At 33.7% G+C, this 23,241-nt stretch carries 21 protein-coding genes, 2 tRNA genes and 1 pseudogene; 15 read left to right on the top strand and 9 right to left on the bottom strand.

Going from position 1 to position 23,241, the window contains the following annotated elements:
- Positions 1-69: 69 nt before the first annotated feature.
- The 5 genes from TY19_RS01915 (at position 70) to TY19_RS01895 (ending at position 5,717) form a co-directional block, all read left to right on the top strand.
- The gene (locus tag TY19_RS01915; protein WP_042279594.1) at positions 70-918 is read left to right on the top strand and encodes an efflux RND transporter periplasmic adaptor subunit; all 849 of its coding nucleotides are present in this window, start codon (positions 70-72) and stop codon (positions 916-918) included.
- Positions 915-2,645 carry an ATP-binding cassette domain-containing protein gene (locus TY19_RS01910; RefSeq protein ID WP_042279592.1) on the top strand — a complete coding sequence of 577 codons (1,731 nt, stop codon included), beginning with the start codon at positions 915-917 and terminating at the stop codon, positions 2,643-2,645. Before TY19_RS01915 ends, TY19_RS01910 begins: the two co-directional genes overlap by 4 nt.
- Positions 2,642-3,769 carry an ABC transporter permease gene (locus tag TY19_RS01905; RefSeq protein ID WP_042279589.1) on the top strand — a complete coding sequence of 376 codons (1,128 nt, stop codon included), beginning with the start codon at positions 2,642-2,644 and terminating at the stop codon, positions 3,767-3,769. The genes TY19_RS01910 and TY19_RS01905 overlap by 4 nt, the downstream gene beginning before the upstream one ends.
- A 9-nt stretch (positions 3,770-3,778) precedes the next feature.
- Positions 3,779-4,888, top strand: coding sequence for an ABC transporter permease (locus tag TY19_RS01900; protein ID WP_042279587.1), 1,110 nt, complete (start codon positions 3,779-3,781; stop codon positions 4,886-4,888).
- 175 nt (positions 4,889-5,063) lie between these two features.
- Positions 5,064-5,717: an outer membrane protein gene (locus tag TY19_RS01895; RefSeq protein WP_042279584.1), complete on the top strand. Its 654-nt coding sequence runs from the start codon at positions 5,064-5,066 to the stop codon at positions 5,715-5,717.
- Between the two features lie 306 nt (positions 5,718-6,023).
- Here TY19_RS01895 and TY19_RS01890 read toward each other — a convergent pair whose 3' ends face one another.
- From TY19_RS01890 to TY19_RS01870, 5 genes are all read right to left on the bottom strand, one after another.
- Positions 6,024-7,058 (bottom strand): hypothetical protein, encoded by a 1,035-nt coding sequence (locus TY19_RS01890; protein WP_042279582.1) that lies wholly within the window; start codon positions 7,056-7,058, stop codon positions 6,024-6,026.
- The gene (locus tag TY19_RS01885; protein WP_042279580.1) at positions 7,055-7,933 is read right to left on the bottom strand and encodes a DUF58 domain-containing protein; all 879 of its coding nucleotides are present in this window, start codon (positions 7,931-7,933) and stop codon (positions 7,055-7,057) included. The genes TY19_RS01890 and TY19_RS01885 overlap by 4 nt, the downstream gene beginning before the upstream one ends.
- On the bottom strand, positions 7,930-8,922 hold the full coding sequence (locus TY19_RS01880) for an AAA family ATPase (RefSeq protein WP_042279578.1): 993 nt from the start codon (positions 8,920-8,922) through the stop codon (positions 7,930-7,932). Before TY19_RS01880 ends, TY19_RS01885 begins: the two co-directional genes overlap by 4 nt.
- A gap of 66 nt (positions 8,923-8,988) precedes the next feature.
- Positions 8,989-10,758: a sensor histidine kinase gene (locus tag TY19_RS01875; RefSeq protein WP_042279576.1), complete on the bottom strand. Its 1,770-nt coding sequence runs from the start codon at positions 10,756-10,758 to the stop codon at positions 8,989-8,991.
- A 161-nt stretch (positions 10,759-10,919) separates the two neighbouring features.
- Positions 10,920-11,966, bottom strand: a complete 1,047-nt coding sequence (locus TY19_RS01870; protein ID WP_042279575.1) for a M24 family metallopeptidase — start codon at positions 11,964-11,966, stop codon at positions 10,920-10,922.
- A 109-nt stretch (positions 11,967-12,075) separates the two neighbouring features.
- Between TY19_RS01870 and TY19_RS11490 the strand changes: the two genes are divergently transcribed.
- The 9 genes from TY19_RS11490 to TY19_RS01820 all read left to right on the top strand — a co-directional run bounded on the left by TY19_RS11490 (position 12,076) and on the right by TY19_RS01820 (position 19,659).
- Positions 12,076-13,161, top strand: coding sequence for an inverse autotransporter beta domain-containing protein (locus TY19_RS11490; RefSeq protein WP_052354724.1), 1,086 nt, complete (start codon positions 12,076-12,078; stop codon positions 13,159-13,161).
- A gap of 128 nt (positions 13,162-13,289) precedes the next feature.
- On the top strand, positions 13,290-14,111 hold the full coding sequence (locus TY19_RS01860; RefSeq protein ID WP_158383107.1) for a glycosyltransferase family 2 protein: 822 nt from the start codon (positions 13,290-13,292) through the stop codon (positions 14,109-14,111).
- Positions 14,112-14,947: 836 nt separating this feature from the next.
- A complete protein-coding gene (gene pyrH, locus TY19_RS01850; protein ID WP_039360562.1) occupies positions 14,948-15,703 on the top strand; it encodes a UMP kinase in 756 nt (251 codons plus the stop codon).
- A gap of 11 nt (positions 15,704-15,714) precedes the next feature.
- Positions 15,715-16,266: a ribosome recycling factor gene (frr, locus tag TY19_RS01845; RefSeq protein WP_042279570.1), complete on the top strand. Its 552-nt coding sequence runs from the start codon at positions 15,715-15,717 to the stop codon at positions 16,264-16,266.
- Between the two features lie 107 nt (positions 16,267-16,373).
- A tRNA-Glu gene (locus TY19_RS01840) sits at positions 16,374-16,448 on the top strand.
- 4 nt (positions 16,449-16,452) lie between these two features.
- Positions 16,453-16,526, top strand: a tRNA-Lys gene (locus tag TY19_RS01835).
- A 389-nt stretch (positions 16,527-16,915) separates the two neighbouring features.
- Positions 16,916-17,494 carry a UvrB/UvrC motif-containing protein gene (locus TY19_RS01830; protein WP_042279568.1) on the top strand — a complete coding sequence of 193 codons (579 nt, stop codon included), beginning with the start codon at positions 16,916-16,918 and terminating at the stop codon, positions 17,492-17,494.
- Positions 17,478-18,554, top strand: coding sequence for a protein arginine kinase (locus tag TY19_RS01825; RefSeq protein ID WP_042279566.1), 1,077 nt, complete (start codon positions 17,478-17,480; stop codon positions 18,552-18,554). Before TY19_RS01830 ends, TY19_RS01825 begins: the two co-directional genes overlap by 17 nt.
- Positions 18,555-18,564: 10 nt before the next feature.
- The gene (locus TY19_RS01820) at positions 18,565-19,659 is read left to right on the top strand and encodes a CDP-glycerol glycerophosphotransferase family protein (RefSeq protein WP_042279564.1); all 1,095 of its coding nucleotides are present in this window, start codon (positions 18,565-18,567) and stop codon (positions 19,657-19,659) included.
- A 444-nt stretch (positions 19,660-20,103) separates the two neighbouring features.
- On the opposite strand, the gene TY19_RS16110 is transcribed toward TY19_RS01820, so the two are convergent.
- From TY19_RS16110 to TY19_RS16105, 4 genes are all read right to left on the bottom strand, one after another.
- On the bottom strand, positions 20,104-20,277 hold the full coding sequence (locus TY19_RS16110) for a hypothetical protein (protein WP_158383105.1): 174 nt from the start codon (positions 20,275-20,277) through the stop codon (positions 20,104-20,106).
- Positions 20,278-20,631: 354 nt separating this feature from the next.
- Positions 20,632-21,123, bottom strand: coding sequence for a hypothetical protein (locus TY19_RS01815; protein WP_042279562.1), 492 nt, complete (start codon positions 21,121-21,123; stop codon positions 20,632-20,634).
- An 83-nt stretch (positions 21,124-21,206) separates the two neighbouring features.
- Positions 21,207-22,106, bottom strand: coding sequence for a hypothetical protein (locus TY19_RS01810; protein ID WP_042279560.1), 900 nt, complete (start codon positions 22,104-22,106; stop codon positions 21,207-21,209).
- A gap of 312 nt (positions 22,107-22,418) precedes the next feature.
- On the bottom strand, positions 22,419-22,589 hold the full coding sequence (locus tag TY19_RS16105; RefSeq protein WP_158383103.1) for a hypothetical protein: 171 nt from the start codon (positions 22,587-22,589) through the stop codon (positions 22,419-22,421).
- 176 nt (positions 22,590-22,765) lie between these two features.
- Here TY19_RS16105 and TY19_RS01805 point away from each other — a divergent pair.
- A pseudogene (locus TY19_RS01805) lies at positions 22,766-23,241 on the top strand (IS982-like element ISPasp2 family transposase); the annotation flags it as partial.

Raw genomic sequence — 23,241 nt, 5'->3', positions numbered from 1 at the left:
TTGCATAAAAGATTATGTCAATTGAGAATAAATTTAATGAAGAAAGTCTAAATGACAATAGGTTGATTTGTGAAACGATTTGCTTTAATTTGTCTTTTCCTTTTTATCTTGGCAGCAGTAGCTCATATTTACTTTCATTATTTTTTAGAAAAAAAAGAGGATGAGGATTCTATTACTCTCTACGGAAATGTCGATGTGAGACAAGTTGATTTGGGATTTAGAGTAAAAGGAAGAGTGGATCAGATGTCTTATCAAGAAGGAGATTTTGTCTCTGTTGGACAATTAATAGCCACTCTTGATAAACAGCCTTATGTCGATTTAGTTTTACAAGCCAAAGCTCAGGTAGAATCAATTGAAGCCTCTTTAAAAAATGCTGAACAGTTGATAGAACGAAGACGTACACTAATTGGAACTGGAGCGATTTCAAGTGAGGAATATGAAGATACTCTATCTTCTCGTGACGTCTTATTGGCAAATTTAAAAGAAGCACAAGCAGCTTTAGGAGTTGCTTTGACTAATTTACAAGATACAGAAATTTACGCTCCCAATGATGGAACGATTTTAACACGTATCAGAGAGCCGGGTTCTATTGTAAGGGAAGCAGATCCCGTTTATATTCTGTCTTTGTTTTCTCCGATTTGGATTAGATCGTTTGTAGCAGAGCCTGAACTAGGAGAGATTTATCCCGGTATGATGGTTGAAATATTCACTGATACAAAAGAAGGAAAGGTTTATCAGGGGCATATTGGATTTATTTCTCCCGTAGCTGAATTTACCCCCAAATCAGTAGAAACAACTAAATTACGCACAGACTTAGTGTATCGTTTACGAATTATTGCTGAAAATCCTGATAAAGGATTGCGTCAAGGAATGCCCGTAACACTTCGATTAAAAAAACAAACTAAGGAAATACTGTGACGGAAGCTTTAGTTTTCCTCCAGAATGTTTCTAAAATATTTGATCCCACCCATCCTCCTGCTTTATGTTCTCTCAGTGCTAAGCTTATGCCTGGAAAAATGATTGGGATTGCCGGTCCAGATGGAGCTGGCAAAACAACCTTACTTCGTTTAATTGCTGGTTTGCTTTTACCTTCTAGTGGCTCTATCACAGTTGCTAAATACGATACCGTTCAACAAGCAAAACATATTCATTCGCTCATTGGTTATATGCCTCAAAAATTTGGTTTATATGAAGATCTGACAGTTGATCAGAATCTCGCACTATATGCCGATTTAAAAGGTCTTGAAAAAGAAGAAAGAAAAGAAATATTTGATAAACTTCTTAATTTTACTGGATTAAAGCCATTCACCAAACGATTGGCTGGAGCTTTATCAGGAGGAATGAAACAGAAATTAGGGTTAGCTTGCACGTTGCTTCGCAAACCTCAGTTATTATTATTAGATGAACCCAATGTTGGGGTAGATCCGATTTCTCGTCGCGAATTATGGAGAATGGTTCAGGATTTAATTACTAATGGAATAACAGTTTTGTGGAGTACTGCTTACTTAGATGAAGCCGAAAAATGCGATTCTGTCATTTTGTTAAATGAAGGTCAGTTACTTTATCATGGTTCTCCTTATGAATTTGCGGAACGGGTCAGAGGTCGTACATTCAAACTCACGCATTTACAAGGAAATCGACGAGAAATTCTCACGCATATTTTAAATCAACCGTTTGTTAAAGATGGAATAATTCAAGGAAATGATATTCGTCTTGTGACAGAAAATTCCAATGTAGAGTTGAATCCCTTATCTTTACCAGCAGGATTATCTGCAACTGTCATCCCAATCCTACCTCGTTTTGAAGATGCCTTTGTCGATATTTTAGGTGGGGGACCGAAAGGACCCTCACCTTTAGCAGTGCAGATTCCTCAAATTTCCAGTTGCCAAAAAGAAATTATCCAAGCAAGAGACCTTGTTAAAAAATTTGGGGCGTTTACAGCAGCAGATCATATTAATTTTACAATCGAGGAAGGTGAAATTTTTGGATTATTAGGTCCTAATGGAGCTGGGAAATCGACGACATTTAAAATGATGTGCGGATTACTCAAACCGACTGCGGGTTCTGCCATTGTAAATGGATTAAATTTACAGCTTGCCGCTGGAAAAGTACGCTCTCAAATCGGGTATATGGCTCAAAAATTCTCTTTATATGGAAACTTAAGTGTCTCTCAAAATTTAAATTTTTTCTCAGGTATTTACAATTTAAAAGGAAAACATCGTCAAAAAATGATCGATCAGATGATTGTTATTTTTGGATTGCAAGACTATTTAAATGAATCCGCAGAAACCCTCCCATTAGGATTAAAACAACGCTTAGCCTTATCATGTTCCTTAATGCACTATCCCAAAGTTCTTTTCTTAGATGAACCAACTTCAGGCGTTGATCCTATTACCCGTCGAGAGTTTTGGAATCACATTAATGGCCTTGTTAAAAAAGGTGTGACGGTAATGGTAACAACACATTTTATGGAGGAAGCGGAGTACTGTGATCGAATTGGCTTAATTTATCGAAGTCGTTTAATTCAGGTGGGAACTCCAGAGAATTTAAAAAGCATTGCAAAAACAGTTCAAAATCCCTACCCAACACTTGAAGATGCTTTTATTCACCTTATTGAAGAATACGAAAAAGAGAATCCAACATGAATATAAATTCTTTTATTCGTTTAAAAGCATTGATAATCAAAGAATTTTTTCAAATTGTGAGAGATCCAAGCAGTCTTTCTATCAGCTTGATCCTTCCTCTGATACTTTTATTTCTTTACGGGTATGGAGTCTCGCTTGATGCCAATCATATTAAAATAGGATTGATTCTTGAAGATACTTCCCCAGATGCACAAAGTTTTGCTCAAACTTTAAAAGATTCTCGTTTTTTTGAAGTCACTGTGGCTCATGATAGGCATATTTTAAATACGCTTATGGTTGCTGGTTCCATTAAAGGAATTGTCATTGTTCCTTCGTACTTTTCTTCCTTTAAAATGCGTTCTTGCCATAAGGCTCCTATTCAAGTCTTAACGGATGGGAGTGAACCAAATACAGCTAGCTTCGTTCAAAACTATATTCAAGGAGCATGGCAAAACTGGCTTATTCAAGAATCAACAATTCAGTCTAACCAAAAGATCCCGTTTGTTCGTCCTTTGCCAAGGTTTTGGTTTAATGAAGAATTAGAAAGTCGAAATTTTTTAATTCCAGGATCCTTAGCGATTATTATGACCTTAATTGGAACACTTTTGACCGCTTTGGTTGTGGCAAGGGAATGGGAAAGAGGGACAATGGAAGCTTTGATGTCTACTTCTGTAACAATTACAGAATTATTAATTGGTAAACTCGTGCCCTATTTCATTCTAGGAATGTTTGCTATGATTGTCTGTGTGTGTATCGCAGTCTTTTTTTATCACATTCCTTTAAGAGGCTCTTGGCTACTACTCGGATTTGTCACAGCCATCTTTCTTTGGACAGCTTTGGGATTGGGACTGCTAATTTCCACGCTAACAAAAAATCAATTTACTGCAGCACAAGCGGCCATTGTTGCCTCATATTTACCGGCTTTTATTTTGTCAGGATTTATTTTTGAAATTTCTAGTATGCCAACACCTATTCGTTGGATTACCTATTTGATTCCGGCTCGGTATTTTGTTTCTAGTTTACAAACGATTTTCTTAGTTGGCAACATTTGGAAACTTATCATTCCCAATACAGGAGTGATGTTACTGATTGGCTGTGTGATTTATTTGTTAACTGCTAAAAAAACAGTGAAAAGACTCGATTAGGAAAAACGAATGATTGATCGTATTATAGCTTTAATTATTAAAGAACTTTTAGCTGTTTGGCGAGATAAAAAGAGTCGATTTATTTTAATAGTTCCTCCCCTTATTCAGCTATTTGTTTTTGCACTCGCTGGCACATTAGAAGTAAAAAATGTACCAATCGGTATTCTCAATCTTGATAGGGGACCATCCTCATTTGAATTATTACAACGATTTCATGATTCGCGTACCTTTACTCCTATTTATTACCTGAAATCTGTCCATGAAATTAAAGAACTCCTAGATAAGCAAGAAGTGATGTTAGTCATTCACTTAGATGAACAATTTTCTCGCAACTTGAAAAAAGAGCAAGCAACAGACGTTCAATTGATTCTGGATGGAAGAAAATCCAATACAGCTCAAATTGTTCAAGGTTATGTCGCAAGAGTGATTGATCAATTTAACCAAGATTATGCTCAACAGGCGGGATTTTCAATCTCTTCTACTGAGCTCATCATGCGTCATTGGTTTAATCCCAATTTACTGTATGAATGGTTTAATGTTCCCAATTTGATGGGAATTTTAACAATGTTGGTGGGGTTAATTGTGACAGCTTTATCTGTCGCTCGAGAAAGAGAGTTAGGGACGTTTGATCAGTTACTCGTTTCTCCTCTTCAACCCATGGAAATTTTGGTCGGTAAAACAATTCCCGCTTTATTAATTGGGATAATAGAAGGAACAATAATCCTTTTAGCCGCAGTTTTTATTTTTCAAATTCCTTTTACAGGTTCGGTCGCGATTTTATATTTAAGCTTATTTATATTTATTAGTGCGGTAGTAGGGGTAGGGTTATTTATTTCTTCTCTTTGTATGACCCAGCAGCAAGCCATTTTAGGAACATTTGTTTTTATGAGTCCATCTGTGATGTTATCTGGATTTGCTACACCGATTGAAAATATGCCATCTTGGTTACAAACCGTGACATTACTTAACCCTCTTCGCTATTTTTTAGTGATTGTGAAAGGGGTTTTTTTGAAAAACATGCCTTTAAATATTGTTTTTCAAAATTTATGGCCTATGTTTTTGATGGCTATTTTTACATTAGCTTGCGCAAAGTGGCTTTTTAAACGCCGTTTAACTTAGGCTTTAATAATAAATGATTTATTGATAAATTGCGTTTAGGCCGATTATTTGTTTTTCTTTTATTTATAAAAGAGAAAAAATTGACTCTTGCATTTTTTGAAATCAATTTATATAGTCGGAAAAAATGCGCAAAGCCTAAAAAAATTTCTCTGTAACCCTTAAAAAGGCGATATATATGAAACTTTTCTTCTCAACATTTTTAGCTGCAGTAGCTATTTTCAGCGCCTCAAGTACTGTACAAGCATGGAATGATTGTGGCTCATGTGATTCTTCCTATGGCTCATTTTCATTCTTAGATGATGTAGCAGTAGAAGCTAGAGTTGCTTACTTCCGTCCTTGTTCTAAAAAAGTTAGGCATATTTATGGAAATGGATGGGCAGACTACCAAATTGAGCTTTCTAAAAGTTTTTGCAATAACTGGCGCGGATGGGTTGGTATAAGCGGGTTTGAAAAGAAAGGTCACTCGATTGGCGACCATGATAGAACAAAACTCCGTATGATCCCATTAACTTTGGGTGTCAAATATTTATTCAATATCAATCCGTATGCAAGTTTATATGTCGGAGCAGGTGCTTCTTACAATTGGGTAAGAGTTAAAAATCATTCTTCTTTTGCTCATGAAACAAGTAAAAAGCAAACGTGGGGCGGTATTGTGCAACTAGGCGCTTACTACTCTTTGGCAGAAAATGTTTTCGCTGACGTATTTGTAGATTATGTATTCCAAGAGTTTAAGTTCCATTCTCATAATAGCAGTGATTATGTTAGCCATCATCACAAAGTTAACTTGAATGGATTTAAAGTTGGTGGTGGTCTCGGTTATCGTTTCTAATTTTTAGGACGTACCGATTTTCAAAATTGTTTCTTATATTGGTGATTGAGGTTGTTCAGTTTAGAATGAGCTTCAATCACTAATTTTTTTTCTATTGATAAAAGAAATAATCTAGACCTTTGCTAAATAAATTTCCCTTGAATTTTAGTCTTTTTTTTATGTATTTCTCTTTTTAATCGGAGTTACGAGCGAGGCTTGTTCCTTCCTGTGCAAAAAATATATGTTCTTTGTTTATTCTAATGACTTTCAACTAGAAAGCTCTTTATTTTCACCAGAAGTAAAACGAGAAGATTTTAGAGAAATACGCTAAAGTTGATTGCTGGATGGATGAGAAAAAACAATTGTTTCTACAAGTTTTTCATCCATCTCCCATTCTATATTTATGAGAGGATCATTAGAAAATCTAATTTGATTGGCTTTTTTTACGAAATTGATAATGGGATCAATCCATGTGGGGGAAAAATTAGATTGAATAAGTTGAAAATGTAACTCTTCTGCAGTGAAAGATTTTAAGCGCATCTTTAAATGCTTTTCTAAATACGATAAAAGTAGATCTTGAAGTTGTGTGTAAAAAGATTTGTATAAACCTTGTTGGGGAAGGTGTTCTTGTTTTAATAGCAATAAAGTTTGTTGAGCGTTTAATTCTGGGGATTTTTCTGAAAGCAAATTTATATGCCTGAGGAAAAATATATTTCGACCATACCAGGTAAGCAGTAAACACAATAACAGCAGGATTGTTAGCCAAGGAACCGTCCTTTCTGAAAAAATTTTTTGATTTCTTTCTGCTTCTAAATCCAGTTGTTTTTTATTTTCGTAGATATCAATTCGGTTACGCTCTGTTAATGTTAAAGGAAATTGACGATCAATGGAGAATAAGGGTGCAATAGGTAAGAATTGTTTATCCAATTCTTCAGAATTTGCCACTTCGATAGGAAAAATGGGTGTAAAAATATTTTTGATTTTCTCTTCCTTTGTTGTTTCAAATAAAATATTTAAAAAAGATAAAGGAATTTCTCCAACTTGCAATGGAGAAAGGATAAGAGAAAAGTTTGTACGTTGTTTTTGATTTTCTTCTTGAGATGTTTGAACAACTTCCTGGATTGCAAAAACTGGCTGAAGGGGATTAAATGAATGTGTCATTTGATGGATAAGCATATTTTTATTCATTTTATCAGAAGAGGGAGAATGTATGTTCGCCTTCACGGTCAAAGGCTGCTCTAAGGTTATATGTTCTGAAGAAAATTCCAATCCAATAGAAATATCATTTTGGATAGTATTCCATGTTAATTCTGCTTGAAGGAATATAGGGAATAATAGGATGAATCGGATCCAAAAACTCACTTTTTATGCCTAAATTTAAAAAATTTATACAGTGCTTGAGTAGAAGATTCATCTGTTCGAATTGAAATCCATGCTGCGCCAGCTTTGGCAAATATTTTTTGCCATAATTGTTGTCTATATTTTGATGACTCTTGATAAAACTTTTGTAAGGACTTGTCAGATGAATCTATTAATGCTTTTTTATTTGATTCTAAATCATATAATGAAATTAATCCCATAGAGGGGAAAATTTGTTCATATTCGTCATAGAGTTGAATTCCGATAAGTTCATGTCTTTTGGCGGTGACATGAATTGCATGAAATAAAGGTTGTGTCAAAAAGTCTGAAATTAGAAAGCAAGTTGATTGTTTTTTCTGGACGTTTCCTAAAAATCTTAAAGCTTTTTGAAGGTCTGTTCCCCGATACTGAGGCTGAAAAAATAGAAGCTCACGAATAACTCTCAAAACGTGTCGAAGCCCTTTTTTAGGTTTCAGGTAGAGTTCTATTTGATTGGAAAATAGAAGCAATCCCACATTATCTTGATTCTTAATAGCTGAAAAAGCTAATAAAGCAGCAACTTCTGCAATGAATTCACTTTTTAACTGTTTGATATGGCTAAAATGAGACGAGGCAGAGATGTCAACTACCAACATCACTGTGAGCTCTCTTTCTTCTCGAAAATTTTTTAAATAGGGTGTTTGAAGTCTAGCTGTGACATTCCAGTCAATGCTTCGAATATCATCACCTGGTTGATATTCTCTAACATCTTCAAATTCTAAGCCGCGACCTTTAAAAGCTGAGCGGTAAATTCCTGCAAAAAGATCATCCACATTACGGGTCGTTTCAATTTGGATGCGGCGAATATGTTGAAAAATTTCTAGTAGAGTTGGATTCATGGGATAGGCAGCGTATCTAAAATTTGTCGAATGACAGCATCTGTTGTTAAATTCTCGGCTTCAGCCTCATAAGAAAGTCGTAAACGATGTCTTAAAATGGGAAGACACACATCTTTAATATCTTGCGGGTTTACAAAATAACGCCCTCTAATAAAAGCATGCGCTTTCGCAGCTTGTTTTAATGCTAAGGTGGCTCTTGGAGAAGCCCCATATTCGAGTAACCCTTTAATCTGTCCTAATTGATAATCTTCGGGTTTACGCGTTGTTTGAATAATATCTAAGATATACTCAAAAATTTTCTCATCTAAGTAGACTTCATTGACAAGCTTTCGAAAAAAAAGAATGTCTTCTGCACTAAGAATAGCTGAAATAGCGGGTAATGGGGATAAAGAACCAATACGTTTGAGAATTTCTTTTTCTTCTGCTCGAGATGGGTAAGTAAGCAAAATTTTCATCATAAAACGATCTGTTTGTGCTTCAGATAAAGGATAGGTTCCTTCTTGCTCAATCGGATTTTGAGTCGCTAAAACTAAAAAAGGTCGAGGGGCCTCAAATGTTTCTCCTCCAATTGTCACTTGTTTTTCTTGCATGACTTCTAGTAAGGCGGATTGAACTTTAGCAGGGGCGCGATTGATTTCGTCAGCAAGTAGAATATTGGTAAAAATAGGGCCTTGCTTGATACTAAAAGTTCCCTCTTTAGGATTATAAATAGGGGTTCCAACTAAGTCTGCAGGTAAAAGATCAGGAGTAAACTGAACTCTTTTAAATTGACAGTCAATGATTTTAGAAAATGTGGTGGCAGCAAGGGTTTTAGCAAGACCAGGTACACCTTCTAAGAGAAGATGGCCATCAGCAAATAGACCAATTAATAAACAATCGATCAAAAATGTTTGCCCAACAACAACTTTTCCTATTTCTTGTCTAATCTGATCAATTTTGTTTTGGGCTTCGTGAATTAAATCTGAAGTTAAGCGAACATCATTAGTCATCAAATCTCCCTATCAAGTGTTTTCTCGCATTGTGGGAAATCTCACTATTTTCGGTAAATAAAATCTTTAGAATTCCACTTCTGGACGAATTGATTTAGGAAGGGTAATCGTAAAAGTCGATCCTTTACCTAGTTCAGATTTTAAGGTAATTGTACCAAAGTGTTTTTCAATAATTGTTTTAACGATAGAAAGCCCAAGCCCTGATCCTCCCATTTTTTGAGAGTGAGCTTTATCTACCGTGTAAAAACGATCAAAAATATGCTCTTGATCGGCAAGCGGAATGCCGATACCTTGATCAGCAACTTCAATCACAATATGATCGGATAAATCGTTTAATTTGACAAAAATATGCGCCGGCCTCGAAGAGTATTTCGCAGCATTTTCAATCAAGTTCATGATCGCTAATTCGAATAAATCTTCATCTACTATTAATTTAATGTCATCGCTTGACGTTTCGATATTCACTTCGGCATCAGGAAATATTTCATGAAGCATAGATTGACAACGAGTTGTTAAATCAAAAAGATCACATAAGCTTAAGCGAGAAGAGGGAATGTTCTCAATATCTGCTAAGGTTAACAAATCTTTAATAAGAGCCGTCATGCGCTTACAGTTACGGACAATTTTAGTGGTAATTTCATTTTGAATATCTTGAGGTAGCCCCGGATTATCGTAAAGTGCTTCAGCAAATCCACGGATAATAGTAATAGGTGTTTTTAATTCATGGGAAGCGTTAGCAATAAAATCTCTTCGCATTTCGAATATTTTATAGTGCGCTGTTTTATCTTGTAGAACAAGTATGGCTCCACTGTTATTCCTTTTGGGAGCCGCAACAATATCAAGATAAAGTTTTTTCCCCTCAATATTTATTTCTAGAGTGTCTATTAAAGGTTTTTCTTCTTCCTGACATTGTCTTAATAGTGTTAAGTATTTTTCTTGGTTTAGAGAAGAAAATTTTTGACCTATTAAATCAAGTTGATTTAATCCAATAAATTTGATTGCCATGTGATTTGCATAAGCGATACACATTGTACGGTCAACGGCAATTACTCCTTCCACAAGTGATTCTAAGATGGCTTCTTTCTCATCTCGCTCTTGCGTTAAAATATGAATATGATTTCTAATTTTTGCTGATAGGCTATTGAGAGTAAGAGCTAATTTTGTAAAATCATCTTTAGGATTTAAATTACTTGTATCTATCTCTGAAAAGCTTTGTTGGCCTCCCATTTGGTAAGATCTAGCTGATTGGATGATTTTTTGAATAGGTTTTGTTAAATGGTTCATGGCAATCCATGTGATCACGCTAAATAAAAGTAAAATCGCAGTTGCAAATACCAAGAAACCAATTTCAAAATCTCGAGTCATTTCATCGACATATTGCTGAGGAAAGGCGGTTCTCAAAACGTATGTTTTATTCTGATAACCAAACGATTTAGCAAAATAAGTAAATTTTTGCTGAAGAATTTTAGAATATGCTTCGTGAAAACCTAATCCGCAATCAAATGCTTCACGAACTTCAGGATGATCTAGGACATAATTCTGATGAAATTTAGGCCCTAGGATACGTTTAACGTGAGAATCGTATAATACTTTACTTTCTTCACTGATAATTCCCATGCGAAAGAAAATATTACTCTTTTGATCTTTTAAGCGTTTGATTAAAGTCTCTTTATTAGGGGCATCTTGAATATGAGCTATAATTTCCGAAGCACGATTTTCCATCCCTTTGATGATAATTCGATGAACCCAATGAGAAACTAAAGGAAACAAAGGAATAATGAAGATACAAAAGACAAATACATAGCTAATAAAAATTTTTTGTCGGAAACTAAACATGTTTAAGCCAGGAAATTTTTTTATTTAATAAAATTGTAACAACTATTTTAATTAAGAAAAAGTAAATAATTTGCTGTTAGTTAGTTAAGATTGGGTTAACTTAATGAAGTAATCCATTATTTTCTAATTTTTTTATAGATAATGAATATATTTTGTAATGACTATTGAGTCAGAATCTCGTAACCCGTTTCTGTAATCAAAAGAGTATCTTCTAATCGTACGCCTCCAACTCCTTTAAGATAAATTCCCGGTTCAATCGTGATGACCATTCCTGCTTGTAAGGGATAATCACTAAATGGACCTGAGCGTCGAATGGTAGGAGATTCGTGGATATCTAAACCAACTCCATGTCCAAGACTGTGGGTAAAATAATCGCCATATCCTTTGGATTCAATGAAAGAGCGCGCAGTATTGTCGAGTTCTCCTATCAAAGTGCCTGGTTTGCATAAATGCATTGCTTGATGCTTTGCTTCCTCAACAATAGAATAAATAGACTGAATTTGTTCAGAAACATTCCCAAAAAAATCAACTCGAGTCATATCCGAGTGATAATGATGAACGACAACTCCAATATCGATTAACACAGGCATGTTAGCCTGTAAAATTTCTTTATCAGCTCGATAATGAGGCTTTGAGCTATTAAAGCCAAAAGCAATAATTGGATCAAAGGCTAATTGTTTCGCCCCCTTTTTTTTCCAGAAAAATTCCAATTCAAAGGCTAATTCTGCCTCTGTTACTCCTACTTGGAGTAAAGTTTTTAAATAATGATACCCTTCTAAAGCTAGTTTTGCCGATTCTTTTAAATAAATAATCTCTTGTTGATCTTTAATCAAACGCATCTCTTGTAAGGGAGAAGGAATAGGGATGATAGCGCATGAAGAAAGAGAGCTAGATAAAAAAGAGTATCTTCCAAAAGTTGTTGTCTCTGGATCTATCCCCAAATTTTTTAATTGGTATTCTTTTAACCAATTTGTGAGAGAAGATTCGTGAAGAAGAATGACAGGATAAAGAGTTTGTTGGTTGCAAATTTCAAAATATCGTCCATCCACAATCAAACATGTTTGATTTTCGCTAACTAGAATTTTCCCGGCAGATAATTCCAATCCTGTTAAATAGAGAATGTGGGTGGGATGTTCAATTAAGAGTACATCGCAAGGCAAAGAAGATAGTTTTTCTCTAAGTTTGCATAATCGATTGACGTAGTTCATAAGAATAAGTAAGATCCAATTATTTTTTATGTGATATTGAATAAAGGAACACGGAGATCAGATTACCAACAATATCATTATCTCAAGCAATAAAACCAGAGGTTTTTAAATGAAATATTCCTATTTAATTTTGTTAATACTGTTTCCTTATTTAGTTGTGGCTGATTTTAGTGAAGGTCATTCAACTTTAGATTCAGAGCTTGAAGAAAGTGTTTTTATTTCAGATCATCAAGAAAATTCCGCTTCTTCATACTCAGAAATATCATTAGAAAATTTTCCTAATAATATCGAAAAGGAAGCCTATCCTTTTAAAGAAAATCGGAATGATACAAAAAATTTGGTAGTCTTAGATTTGAGTTATACATTTGGTAAAAGTTTGGGTTGCCAAAAAAGCTATGGGACATTTGGTGGGATGATCTTTCCCTTTTTTTCTTCCTGTCGCCCATTTCAGATTTTTTTAGATGGAAAAGTATTTCTTTTTGATCATGGTAAGTGGGGAGGAAGCGTAGGAATTGGACTGCGCCATTTTTCGTATAACGGATGGATGGTTGGGTTGAATGGTTATTACGACTATCGACGTTTTAATGGCTGGGATTTAAATCAATTAGGATTAGGGGTTGAACTTTTAGGAGATTGTGTTGAATTTAGGGTCAATGGCTATCTTCCTGTCAATAAAAACAGATGGGATCAATGTTGTCTTTTTGACTATTCTGGTAGTTATTTTGCAACATTGCGGGAGCGTGGATATGTTTGGTCTGGCTTAGACACTGAAATTGGTACCTGGCTTGTCAAACCTTCTTGTTGTCAGGGTATTGGACTTTATGTTGCTGCTGGACCCTATTATTATAGACGGTCTCATGACCAGGATGTTTTTTTCCATGATCAAAAGCATCACACTATTGGTGGAAAAGCCAGAATATTAGCAACACTTGGAGATTTTATCGAATTATCAATGGCAGCGACTCATGATTCTGTTTGGCATACAAGAGTGCAAGGAAGAGCTGAAATCATTGTTCCGTTTGATTATCTTTACACATTATTTAATCCTGTTCATGATCAATCTACTTGCTTGGTTATGCCTTCTCACTCATCATTGACAAGATCTGTTTATCGTCAAGATTCGATAGTTGTTAGTAAAAATCATTATTGGACTTGGAATTGGTGTGATCGATCCATGAGTGATGGAAATGATTAGGCTTATTTTTCAATTGTATTAGATTTATAGTTTTTTTAAACAATCCTTCACCAATAGCCCCTATGTTTTATTCATTTCTTCGAAGAGTACATCTTTTTTTATTTTTATATATTTTTATGGGCCAGCTAATGGCTGTAGATTTGCATCCCAGTGATCAACAAACAGTGCTTTTAGCCTTATTAGCTCGTAATAAAGAACACACACTTCCTGCGTTCTTAAATTGTATTGAACATTTAGATTATGATAAGAAATGTATCTCAATTTATATTCATACTAACAACAATGTTGATAAGACTCAGGAAATTTTGGAAGCTTGGATTAAAGAAAAAGGAAATTTATATAAGGATGTCATCTTTGTTAAACAAGATTTGAACACAGTTTTAACAAATCGCCCTCATGAGTGGACTTCAGAAAGATTTAAAATTTTGGCAAAAATTAGAAATGACAGTTTGGAACATGCCAAGCTTTTAAAGTCAGATTATTATTTTGTTGTCGATTGTGATAATTTTATTACAGCTGATACTTTAACAGATCTTATCAAACAAGATAAGCCTATTATTGCGCCCTTGTTACGATCTTTAGAAACTAATAATTATTATAGTAATTTTTTTTGTGCAATTGATGAAACGGGATATTACAGTTATCATCCCGACTATTTAAAAATTGTATCATATGAAAAGATTGGTGTTTTCAAAGTTCCTGTTGTTCATTGCACCTATCTGATTCAGTCTAAATATATTGATCAACTAAGCTATATTGATGGATCAGAGGATTATGAGTTTGTCATTTTTTCTAGGAAGGCACGTGAAAAAAATGTCGATCAATATATTAGTAATGAAAAAAAATATGGATATTTGGTTCATTTTTTCGATAATCTTTCTTTAGAAGAAGAAAAAGAACGCATGGCATCAATAGATATTCTTAGGAGAATAGCGGATTTAAGGCCCTAACGACTCCCTTTCTTCACAGATCTTTAGAATACTGAAAACAATCAATATAGTGTTTGAGATGGCATTTTTCAAAATGATATAAATCAAAAATTTAGGAAGTTAAATAAAAGAAGTACTACTTATTTTTTCTTCTAAATCTTCTAAACTAATCACATCGGTAAATGTTTTATTTACTTAAAGATTAGCTGATAACTCGCTTTTTATATGACTTATTAAACAGGTCTAGTTTAAATGCTTTTTCTATATATGTAAGCGCTAGTGGTCTATTAAAAGGATTTATTCCTTTTGCCAGAGTCTCATACGCTTCTTTTTTAAACTAAATTGATATTCCCCAGGTTAGGGATTAATATCAATGAATAGAGAAGCTGCTTATTTGAAAAACTTGTCTGCTAAATAAATTTTCATTAATTCGACAAGATAAGGGCCATTTTGATGAGTTAACTCATAGGCTTTTTTTATGTAGTAAATAATGGTTTTTGACTGATTTTAACGAAAAGACATTTTGGCTTGCTCAATTTGAACAATGTCTAAATAAGCTTTAAAAAGATCTTGTCTATTTGATTTCGGGTTTAACATAAGCACATCTTTTAATTTCTTAATAGTTTCATCATAAGAAGTGCTTGTGAAAAAATTGTTTCCAAAATTTATTTCAATGCATGCGATTTTTGTCAATAAAGAGGCAATTAATGCCTCCTTAAAATTTTAACTTTCAAAAAAGTTGTCATTGAAAAAAAAGAGCTTTATAAGAAGTTAAACGCAATATGGATCTACAAATGGAAAGTTTAGCTAGAGCTTTTTAAGGATTTTAAATTATTTTTACCTTTTCTAAGGATTTTATGAGCATCTTTCCCAAGCGCATTTTACTCAAATTATCGGGAGAAACGTTGATTGGTAACCAAGGCTTTGGTATCCAGCAACAAGCTTGCCTTCAAATTACTAAATCTATTCAACAAATTCAACAATTGGGAATTCAATTAGGAATTGTGATTGGAGGAGGAAATATTTTCAGAGGAATAAACCTTAAAGCAAATGGAATGCCTCGTGTTCCTGCAGACCATATGGGAATGCTTGCAACGCTTTTAAATGGGATCGCTCTGCAACAAGCTTTAATAAGTTTAGAAGTCAAAACGTGCGTGATGAGTGCCTTAGACTGTCCAAAAGTAGCAGAGTCTTATCAATGGAGTAAAGCTTTGCAATATTTAGAAGAGGGGGTGGTTGTCATTTTCGTCGGAGGAACAGGTAACCCCTATTTTACAACAGATACAGCTGCAGCTTTAAGAGCAAGTGAAATACAAGCAAATTTATTGCTTAAAGCGACTAAGGTGGATGGGATTTATAATCAGGATCCTTTAAAAAATACCCAAGCTGTCAAATATGATCGAATTTCTTATTCTCAAGTGCTTGCAGAAAAATTACAAGTCATGGATGCTACTGCTATTGCTTTATGTAGAAATCATCAAATTCCTATCTTTGTGTTTAACATGAAGCGTCTATTTGAAAATAGATTAGACCATGTTTTAACAGATTATAGCCATGGAACTTTAGTTGATGATGGAGAAATTGGTCATGAAGCTAACAAGCTAGATAGATAATAGGAGTTAATATGAGCATAGTTGATCAAACTAAAACCAAAATGATAACGGCAATCGAACATTTAAAGAATGATTTGAAAAATATTCGTACGGGTCGTGCCAATCCGGGAATGGTTGAGCATGTGATGATAGAAGTCTATGGAAGCCCTATGCGTCTAAAAGATGTTGCTTCGATTTCTGCTCCCGAAGCACGTCAACTATTAATCACTCCCTTTGATCCTCAAAATGCGGGATCGATTGGCAAAGGTATTGAAAAAGCAAATTTAGGTTTAATGCCTATTGTTGATGCGCATTCTGTTCGTATAAAAATTCCTCCTATGACAGAAGAAATTCGAAAAAAAATGGCAAAAATTTGCCATGAAGAAAAAGAAAAGACAAAAGTCAGTATTCGAAATATCAGACGCGATGCCAATGAATTAGCAAGAAAACAAAAATCGGAAGGAATCATTGCAGAAGATATTTTAAAAAAACTCGAAAAAAATATTCAAGAGTTAACGGATAAGTTTTGTAAAGAAGCTGATGAAATCGCGGAAAAAAAAGAAAAAGAAATTTCCACAATTTAATGCTTGTAAAAAAATGAGGCTTTATTTTAGGATAAAGCCTCTTCAATCAAAAATTGAAGAATAGTTTGGATCCTATTTATTCTAAATACGATTTAAGTTTTTTACCTGGCCCCATCGTCTAGCCAGGTCTAGGACACCGGATTTTCATTCCGATAACAGGGGTTCGAATCCCCTTGGGGTCATCAAGAGTCTTTAGCTCAGTTGGTTAGAGCACCTCACTTTTAATGAGGGGGTCGATGGTTCGAGTCCATCAAGACTCATATGTCTTTTAGGCAGACTTATTCTAATAAGCTCTTTTCTTGCGATTACTTTTAATAAGGTGCTTTTTCAAAAAGCTTTTTCTTTATTTTTTAATATTTAATTTCTTACATATTGAAACAAATCAGTCCACAATTTTAAATCGTTTAATCTTTCGAAAACCTCTTTTTTAAAAACTTTTGCAAAGGCTCCTTTTATCCTTCTTGCAAAAAATTTACATTGCTATTTGAAAAAAATTTTACATTAAAGTGTGATTTGGTATGACTTTAATGATAACGATGTTAGGGTTGATGAGACTGAATTTTTAATAAGCTGGAACTCTTTAATGCTCAATTCTTAATAAAAATCATTTGGTTGGTTAATAACGTTTAATTTCAGAGGTTTTATTTCGATGGTCGATAAAAATCCAGACAAAAACTTTTCCGATAGACCACTTGAATGTGGAGAATGTAAAAAACCAATTGCTGTTCGCTACACAGAAATTGTGGGTGAGAATATGACTCATACTAGTATGTGTGCAAGTTGTCCAGAGTTGGAACGAAGACTGCATGGAACAAGCCCAAAAGAATATATTCAAAGTCAAGTAGGCTTGGGGGCTGCTCTAGAATGTGGAAATTGCGGAACTACTTTAGAAGAAGTTAAAAGAGGACATCAGTTAGGTTGTCCAGAATGCTACAATGTATTTGGTAATATTCTATTAGCTGAAATTCAAGCCGCTAATCGACTTACTTCTCGCCTTGTTTCGATTAAAAAATCATCACCTATTCATATCGGTCGAGCTCCTGGAGAAACTCTAGTCATTAAGCCTTCTTCTCGCTTATTAGCCCTTGATGAAGCTCTTAAAGAAACTCTTCAACGAGAAGATTATGAACAAGCGGCTTTGTTGAGAGATCAAATTCGTGCCTTAACAGAGCATAAAGAAGATTTAAAACCAGAAAAAGAAGGGGAAGAGCGTGGCGAATCAAAATAACCCTTATTCTTTATTATCTGACCAAAACCCTTGGAGTGTTAATGGAAATGATATTTGGCTAGGAACAACTTTGACGCTTTTAAGAAATTTAGAAAAATTCAAATTCCCAAGTAAGCTGGAGACAGATAAACGGAAACAGATCGTTTCTCTTTTATACAAAGACCTTTTAAAAAATGATTTATTAAAAAAATCACAGCTTTTTAAAGCTGAAGATATGCAACCGATTGAAAAAGAATTGTTGGTAGAACATTTTCTAACACCAGAAAGCTTTCATCAAGCGAATACGGGTGAAGCATTTGTATTAGATGCCTCGGGAGAATTTTTAGCCGGCTTCAATTTACGCGATCATTTGATGCTGCATTGGGTAGATACTAAAGAAGAACTAGAAGGAGCTTGGGAGCGATTAGTTAAAATCGAAACAAATTTAAATAATTTAGTAAATTTTGCTTTTTCCTCAAAATTTGGTTTTTTAACCGCAGATCCTACCAGATGTGGAACAGGCCTCATTGTGACTATTTTTTTGCATCTACCCGGATTGATTTATACAAACCGTTTGAATGACGTTTTGCAAAAAGATAAAGATGAGGGAATTGAGCAAACAGGTTTACAAGGAAATCCCCATGAAATCATAGGCGATATTGTGGCTTTTCATAATAATTATACTCTTGGAATGACAGAAGAAAATATTATTTCTTCATTAAGGACTTTGGCGACTAAATTAGTCCTGGAAGAAAAAAGTGTTCGAAATATTTTGAAACAAGAGCATGACCAAGAAATTTCTGATCTCAAAGATAAAATTAGTCGTGCGTATGCGATTCTTTTACATTCTTACCAAATTGAATCTATTGAGGCAATGAAAGCCATTAGTTTACTTAAATTGGGTCTTGATTTGAACTGGTTGAAAGGTATCGATCAAAAGACATTAAATGATTTGTTGTTTAGTATCAGACGAGCTCATTTAATCTGCCACCAAAAACAAAAATTGACCCCTGAAGAAATACCTCATAAAAGGGCTGAATTTATCCACAAAGCTTTAAAAGGTAGCTCATTATTAATTTAAGAGTAGAAATATGAAGCAAAAAGCCTGTGTCGGCTTAAATCCTAATTCGTATGTTCATTTGACTGAACACTTAGCCCCTCTTTGTGTAGCAATGGAGATGCCATTACTCTTAACGGATGAAAAACACGCGATCAACTCTCAAAAACTCTATCCTCAATTAAAAATCCTCCTACATGATTGGGAAGATGTTACACCTCGTTATTTAATTGAAAATTTTGATGTCTTCTTTCAGTCGGAACCTTGGCACCGCCACGATTTCTATGCTAAATTTCAAGGACTTGAAAAAGCTTTTCAAAAAGAGGTAAGAAATGTCCATTGTCCTCATGGTTTTTCGGATAAAATCTTTTGGCTAGAAAAGAGTGTATGGGAAGATATTGTATTAATATACGGACAAAACATGTTGGATTTGTTCAAAGATTTCAAAATTCTAAATCATCTTAATGTTGCTCCTAGGACAGGAAATTATCGCTATTTGTATTACAAAATGTTTCAATCTCATTTTGATTCCATAGCTGAAGAAGTGGTTTGGGGGAGATTTAAAAAAAAGCAAACCACAATCTTGTATGCTCCAACTTGTCACGACCAAGATCATACGACATCCTTTATGCATGCACAGGCTATCTTTGAAAATCTTCCTGAGGATTACAATTTGTTGGTTAAAATTCATCCTGCTTTAGAGGAAACGGATGGCCCCGCTCTTTATCAAATGATTGGAAAATATGAAAAAAAAGGAAATATTATTTTTGTTCAAGATTTTCCAGTGATTTATCCCTTACTCGCGCGATCTGATATTTATTTAGGAGATATGTCGTCAATTGGCTATGATTTTCTCACCTTCAACCGCCCGATGTTTTTCTTAAATCAGCGAAAACGAGACGTTCAAAAAGATAGAAATTTATTTCTATACCGCTGTGGATTTGAAATTCAACCTCATAACTATACCCAGTTTTATCAAATTTTAGAGAAAGAACTTTGTTTTGACCAAGCACGCTATAATCAAATACGTCAAGACATTTACCAATATACTTTTGGTGAAGAAGTTTCTTTTGATCATTTAAAAGAAAGGATTTACCAGGCAACTTTTTCTCCAAAAAAATTTGATTGATGATAACAAATTTATATTCAAACCTACATTCAAACGGAAAAAAATTCCTCTAGCTCCCACTGAATTTTCTTAAACTCAGTAGCTCAATTTATATGCTTCTTCTCAAATAGAAGGTAGTCCTAAATAGGTAGGTAGTGATTTCAAATTGCTATTGTCGTTACAGATAAAAACACCTTGATCAATCAATATCGTTTTCTATTTTCTTTGAAAAAGATCCTATTTTTCGAATGAGTCTTGCGCATCGCTGTCTGATTGGATACTCAAATTTTTCCGTGTCACTCGTCTTCTTGTTTCTTTGCCAACAGGACTGTGCTGCTGCTATGGGATCATTTCATCCTAAGCTGCGACTGTATCTGTGAAAAAGTGGGCTTTTTTCTTATTTTGTAGGCAGTTTTGCCATCAAAGTCTTTCCTGAAGCTTTTGGCCTTTTTCTTGCATAACATGCTAAGATTTGGCGTGTTGTTGAATGCATGAAAAGCCATAGCTACTGACATTTTTCGAACTTCCCACAAAACTCCACATTTCAACTCCTTTAAGGATAAGCACTCCGAACTTTTCATTTTCAACAATGACTGATGCATTTAAGTTTTTTGGCAATAACTGAAAAGTTTGCTCCATGAAACCGTTTTTATTTTGAAGGTTCTCAAATGACTGCTTTCGAAATGCAAGGCATTCCTATTTTTGTTTTACGATTTGAATGGAACCATTTTCACGCATGGGATGTGAATGGCGATTAAAGCAGAAAATGTTCATCAAATGCTCCCATATTTTTAAAATAAAAAAATAAAGCATTCATAAAATAAAAACTTATATCTCTATCTATTTAGGGCTACCTAATTTTATTTAATAAACAAGTTTAGCGATAAGAATTTCTTTTTTATAATTTTGAATACGTTCTATTTATTGATGTTTGAAATTCTAACTATATAGGTTATCATTTATTTTTGATTCTTCTTATTACCTGACAAATTTTCAAGCTGGTGCAAGCCATCTATTTGGACCTGTATAAGCATCATGCCAATCTGTGCATCGAATAGGATCTTTGTTAAATATTTTTTTGTATTGATATTCTGTATAATAATCAAAAGTATCTTTCCAAAAATAATTATCCCATTCAAATTTGATTCCGTATCCACCTTCTTTATTAAATTTCCAAAGATCTCTTATTTTGCAAATAATTTGAGTAAACCAATTTTTATCATTAATCCTTTTTTTATTTTGTTCATAAAGATTCTCAATAATAGGAGTTATAGATTTGCCAATTAATCGTTCGTCCTCACTAAAATCAAAATCCACTCTAACTAACTCTATGAGTTTTGATGCCAAAGCATCAATTGGTAATGTATTTTCATAGCCCACGATATAGATATAACGATATCCCCAAAAAGAAATATTTTCTTTAGCATTTTTTACAATAGAAAATAATTCAGTTAAGTGTGTTACATTATTTAAATTAAATTTCATTTAATCCTCATTTATTTAAGTTTAAATATTAAATAATTAAAAATTATTTATTTTATTTTTAATTATTTTTAAAGTAAACTAGTTTATAGTCTTTGTAAAGGTGGAGGGCAATTTAAATGTACCTCATCTTTTTCTGTATAATCTTTAGCTTTTGTAATTAAAATTTGTTTATATTGGTTTGACATTAATTTTAAATAATTTACTTGATCATCGAGATTAATATTTAACATTTTAAGCTTTTCTCTAGCCCAAGTCGTGCAATTATGGCATCCTCGACCAACTATCGAATCACTTCCAAAAAACGAAAAAGGATTTTTTTCTTTAAGAGGAGTCTCTTTTTCTTTTTTAATTTCTATAAGCATTTTTTTTATTTTTTCACTAGGGACTAAATAAATGGCAGACCTTTCTTCATATTCAGCTTCCTCGTTTCCTGGAAAAATTACATCACTTTCAATTGATGGTCGATAATGAGATACGTACATAAAATATTGACCTTGTTCCAAAGAAATAGGGTTTTTACTAGTTGAAAATTGGCTATTGTCAAATCCATCATTGATTCCTTCAATACGAATTTCTGCATGATTACCATCACAACCTGTATGGGCGACTAAAGTTACAGCCCATATCAGTTGACTCACGGATACACGATCATCTATTCGGCTTTTTTTACTTATTGGCTCAATTCCTATATAAAAGGGATGGATAGGATGGTCTAATTCTTTAGTTTTAATGATAATCTGACTAAACACGCAACTGGGACCATTAAACATCCATTTATCGGAAGTGTTAATAACAAATTCTCTACCAGAACCTAAAATACTTAATTCCTCTTTTGCTGCAAATTGAAATTGATATTTAGGGCAACAACTTTTTACATAGCACTGACTAAATATCTTAAAACATAAAAATTGAATACGAGCGATTGAATGGGTGATAGGAACTAATGCAAGATGTTTTTTGATAAAGTCAATTTTATGTTCCAAGGGATAATTTTTAAGCGCTATTTCGATTTTACTTTTAGTTGTGGATTCACAATAAAAAGTTTTAAAAGTTTATTCATTAAATGGAACTTGAGCAATTGTTTTAGTATTTTTATTAAATAGCTGCCAAATTAAATCATTATTTTTCTTTAACAAAGTAATTTCGTTATTTTCAATTTCCCATTGATGGCAAATTTCGTAGGTAGGAGGTAGTATAAAAGAAGGCGTATGATCGTCATTAATTATTAATTCTCAGCTTAAAAGACATTTAATTTTATCTTGAATAGTTTCAAGTTGTGGAATAAGTAGATTTTTTTATTGAATAATAGATTTATTAATACGATCCAGTAACTCATAGGAAATATTTTCATTATCTTGAATTAAACGAAATTCTTTACTTCCTATTAACCATCTACGAACATACGTTTCTGTATTATCACAGCTAAATGGATCAACAAATTTTTCTCCTGAGTAGCAAAATTCCATAAAAAATTCCGAATTAGGTGTTTCCCCTACCACATCAACTTTATTAATAACCTGAATTTTGAATTTATCTCTTTGATAATAAATAAGAAGAATAAAATTTAAATGACAAAAGACCTTTGTATCATTTAAAACATTTGTTTCCCCAAACTAATGTTTAATATGCATGAGAGGTCAAAATGGATTTAATCAAATTATATTGTAGTGTGGATGATTTTTGGAAGTCTTTTGAGCAGAAATGGAATAAACAGTTAATTGATCATGGCAAAACAAAGCGAGGACCTCAACCTGAATGATCGATACCAGAGATGATGACAATTGTCATTTTATTTCATCAATCAAATTATCGAACATTTAAGCACTTTTATGGGTATGTTACCAAATACTTAGTTAAAGAATTTCCAAACTTAATTAGTTATAGCCGCTTTGTTTATTTAAAGAAGAACCTTTTTGTTCCTCTATTTGCTTATCTTTTGGACAAAAGAGGAGAAATCACAGGAATTGCTTTTATTGATTCTACATCGATAGATGTTTGCCACAATAAACGCATAAAAAGAAACAAGGTCTTTAAAGGTTTAGCAAAGAGAGGGAAAACAACTTCAGGGTGGTTTTTCGGGTTTAAATTGCATCTCATGATCAATGAGAAAGGAGAAAT

It is taken from the genome of Candidatus Protochlamydia sp. R18 (assembly GCF_000648255.1).
GTDB classification, from domain to species: Bacteria; Chlamydiota; Chlamydiia; order Chlamydiales; family Parachlamydiaceae; genus Protochlamydia; species Protochlamydia amoebophila.
This window is presented reverse-complemented; position numbering and strand designations above follow the sequence as displayed.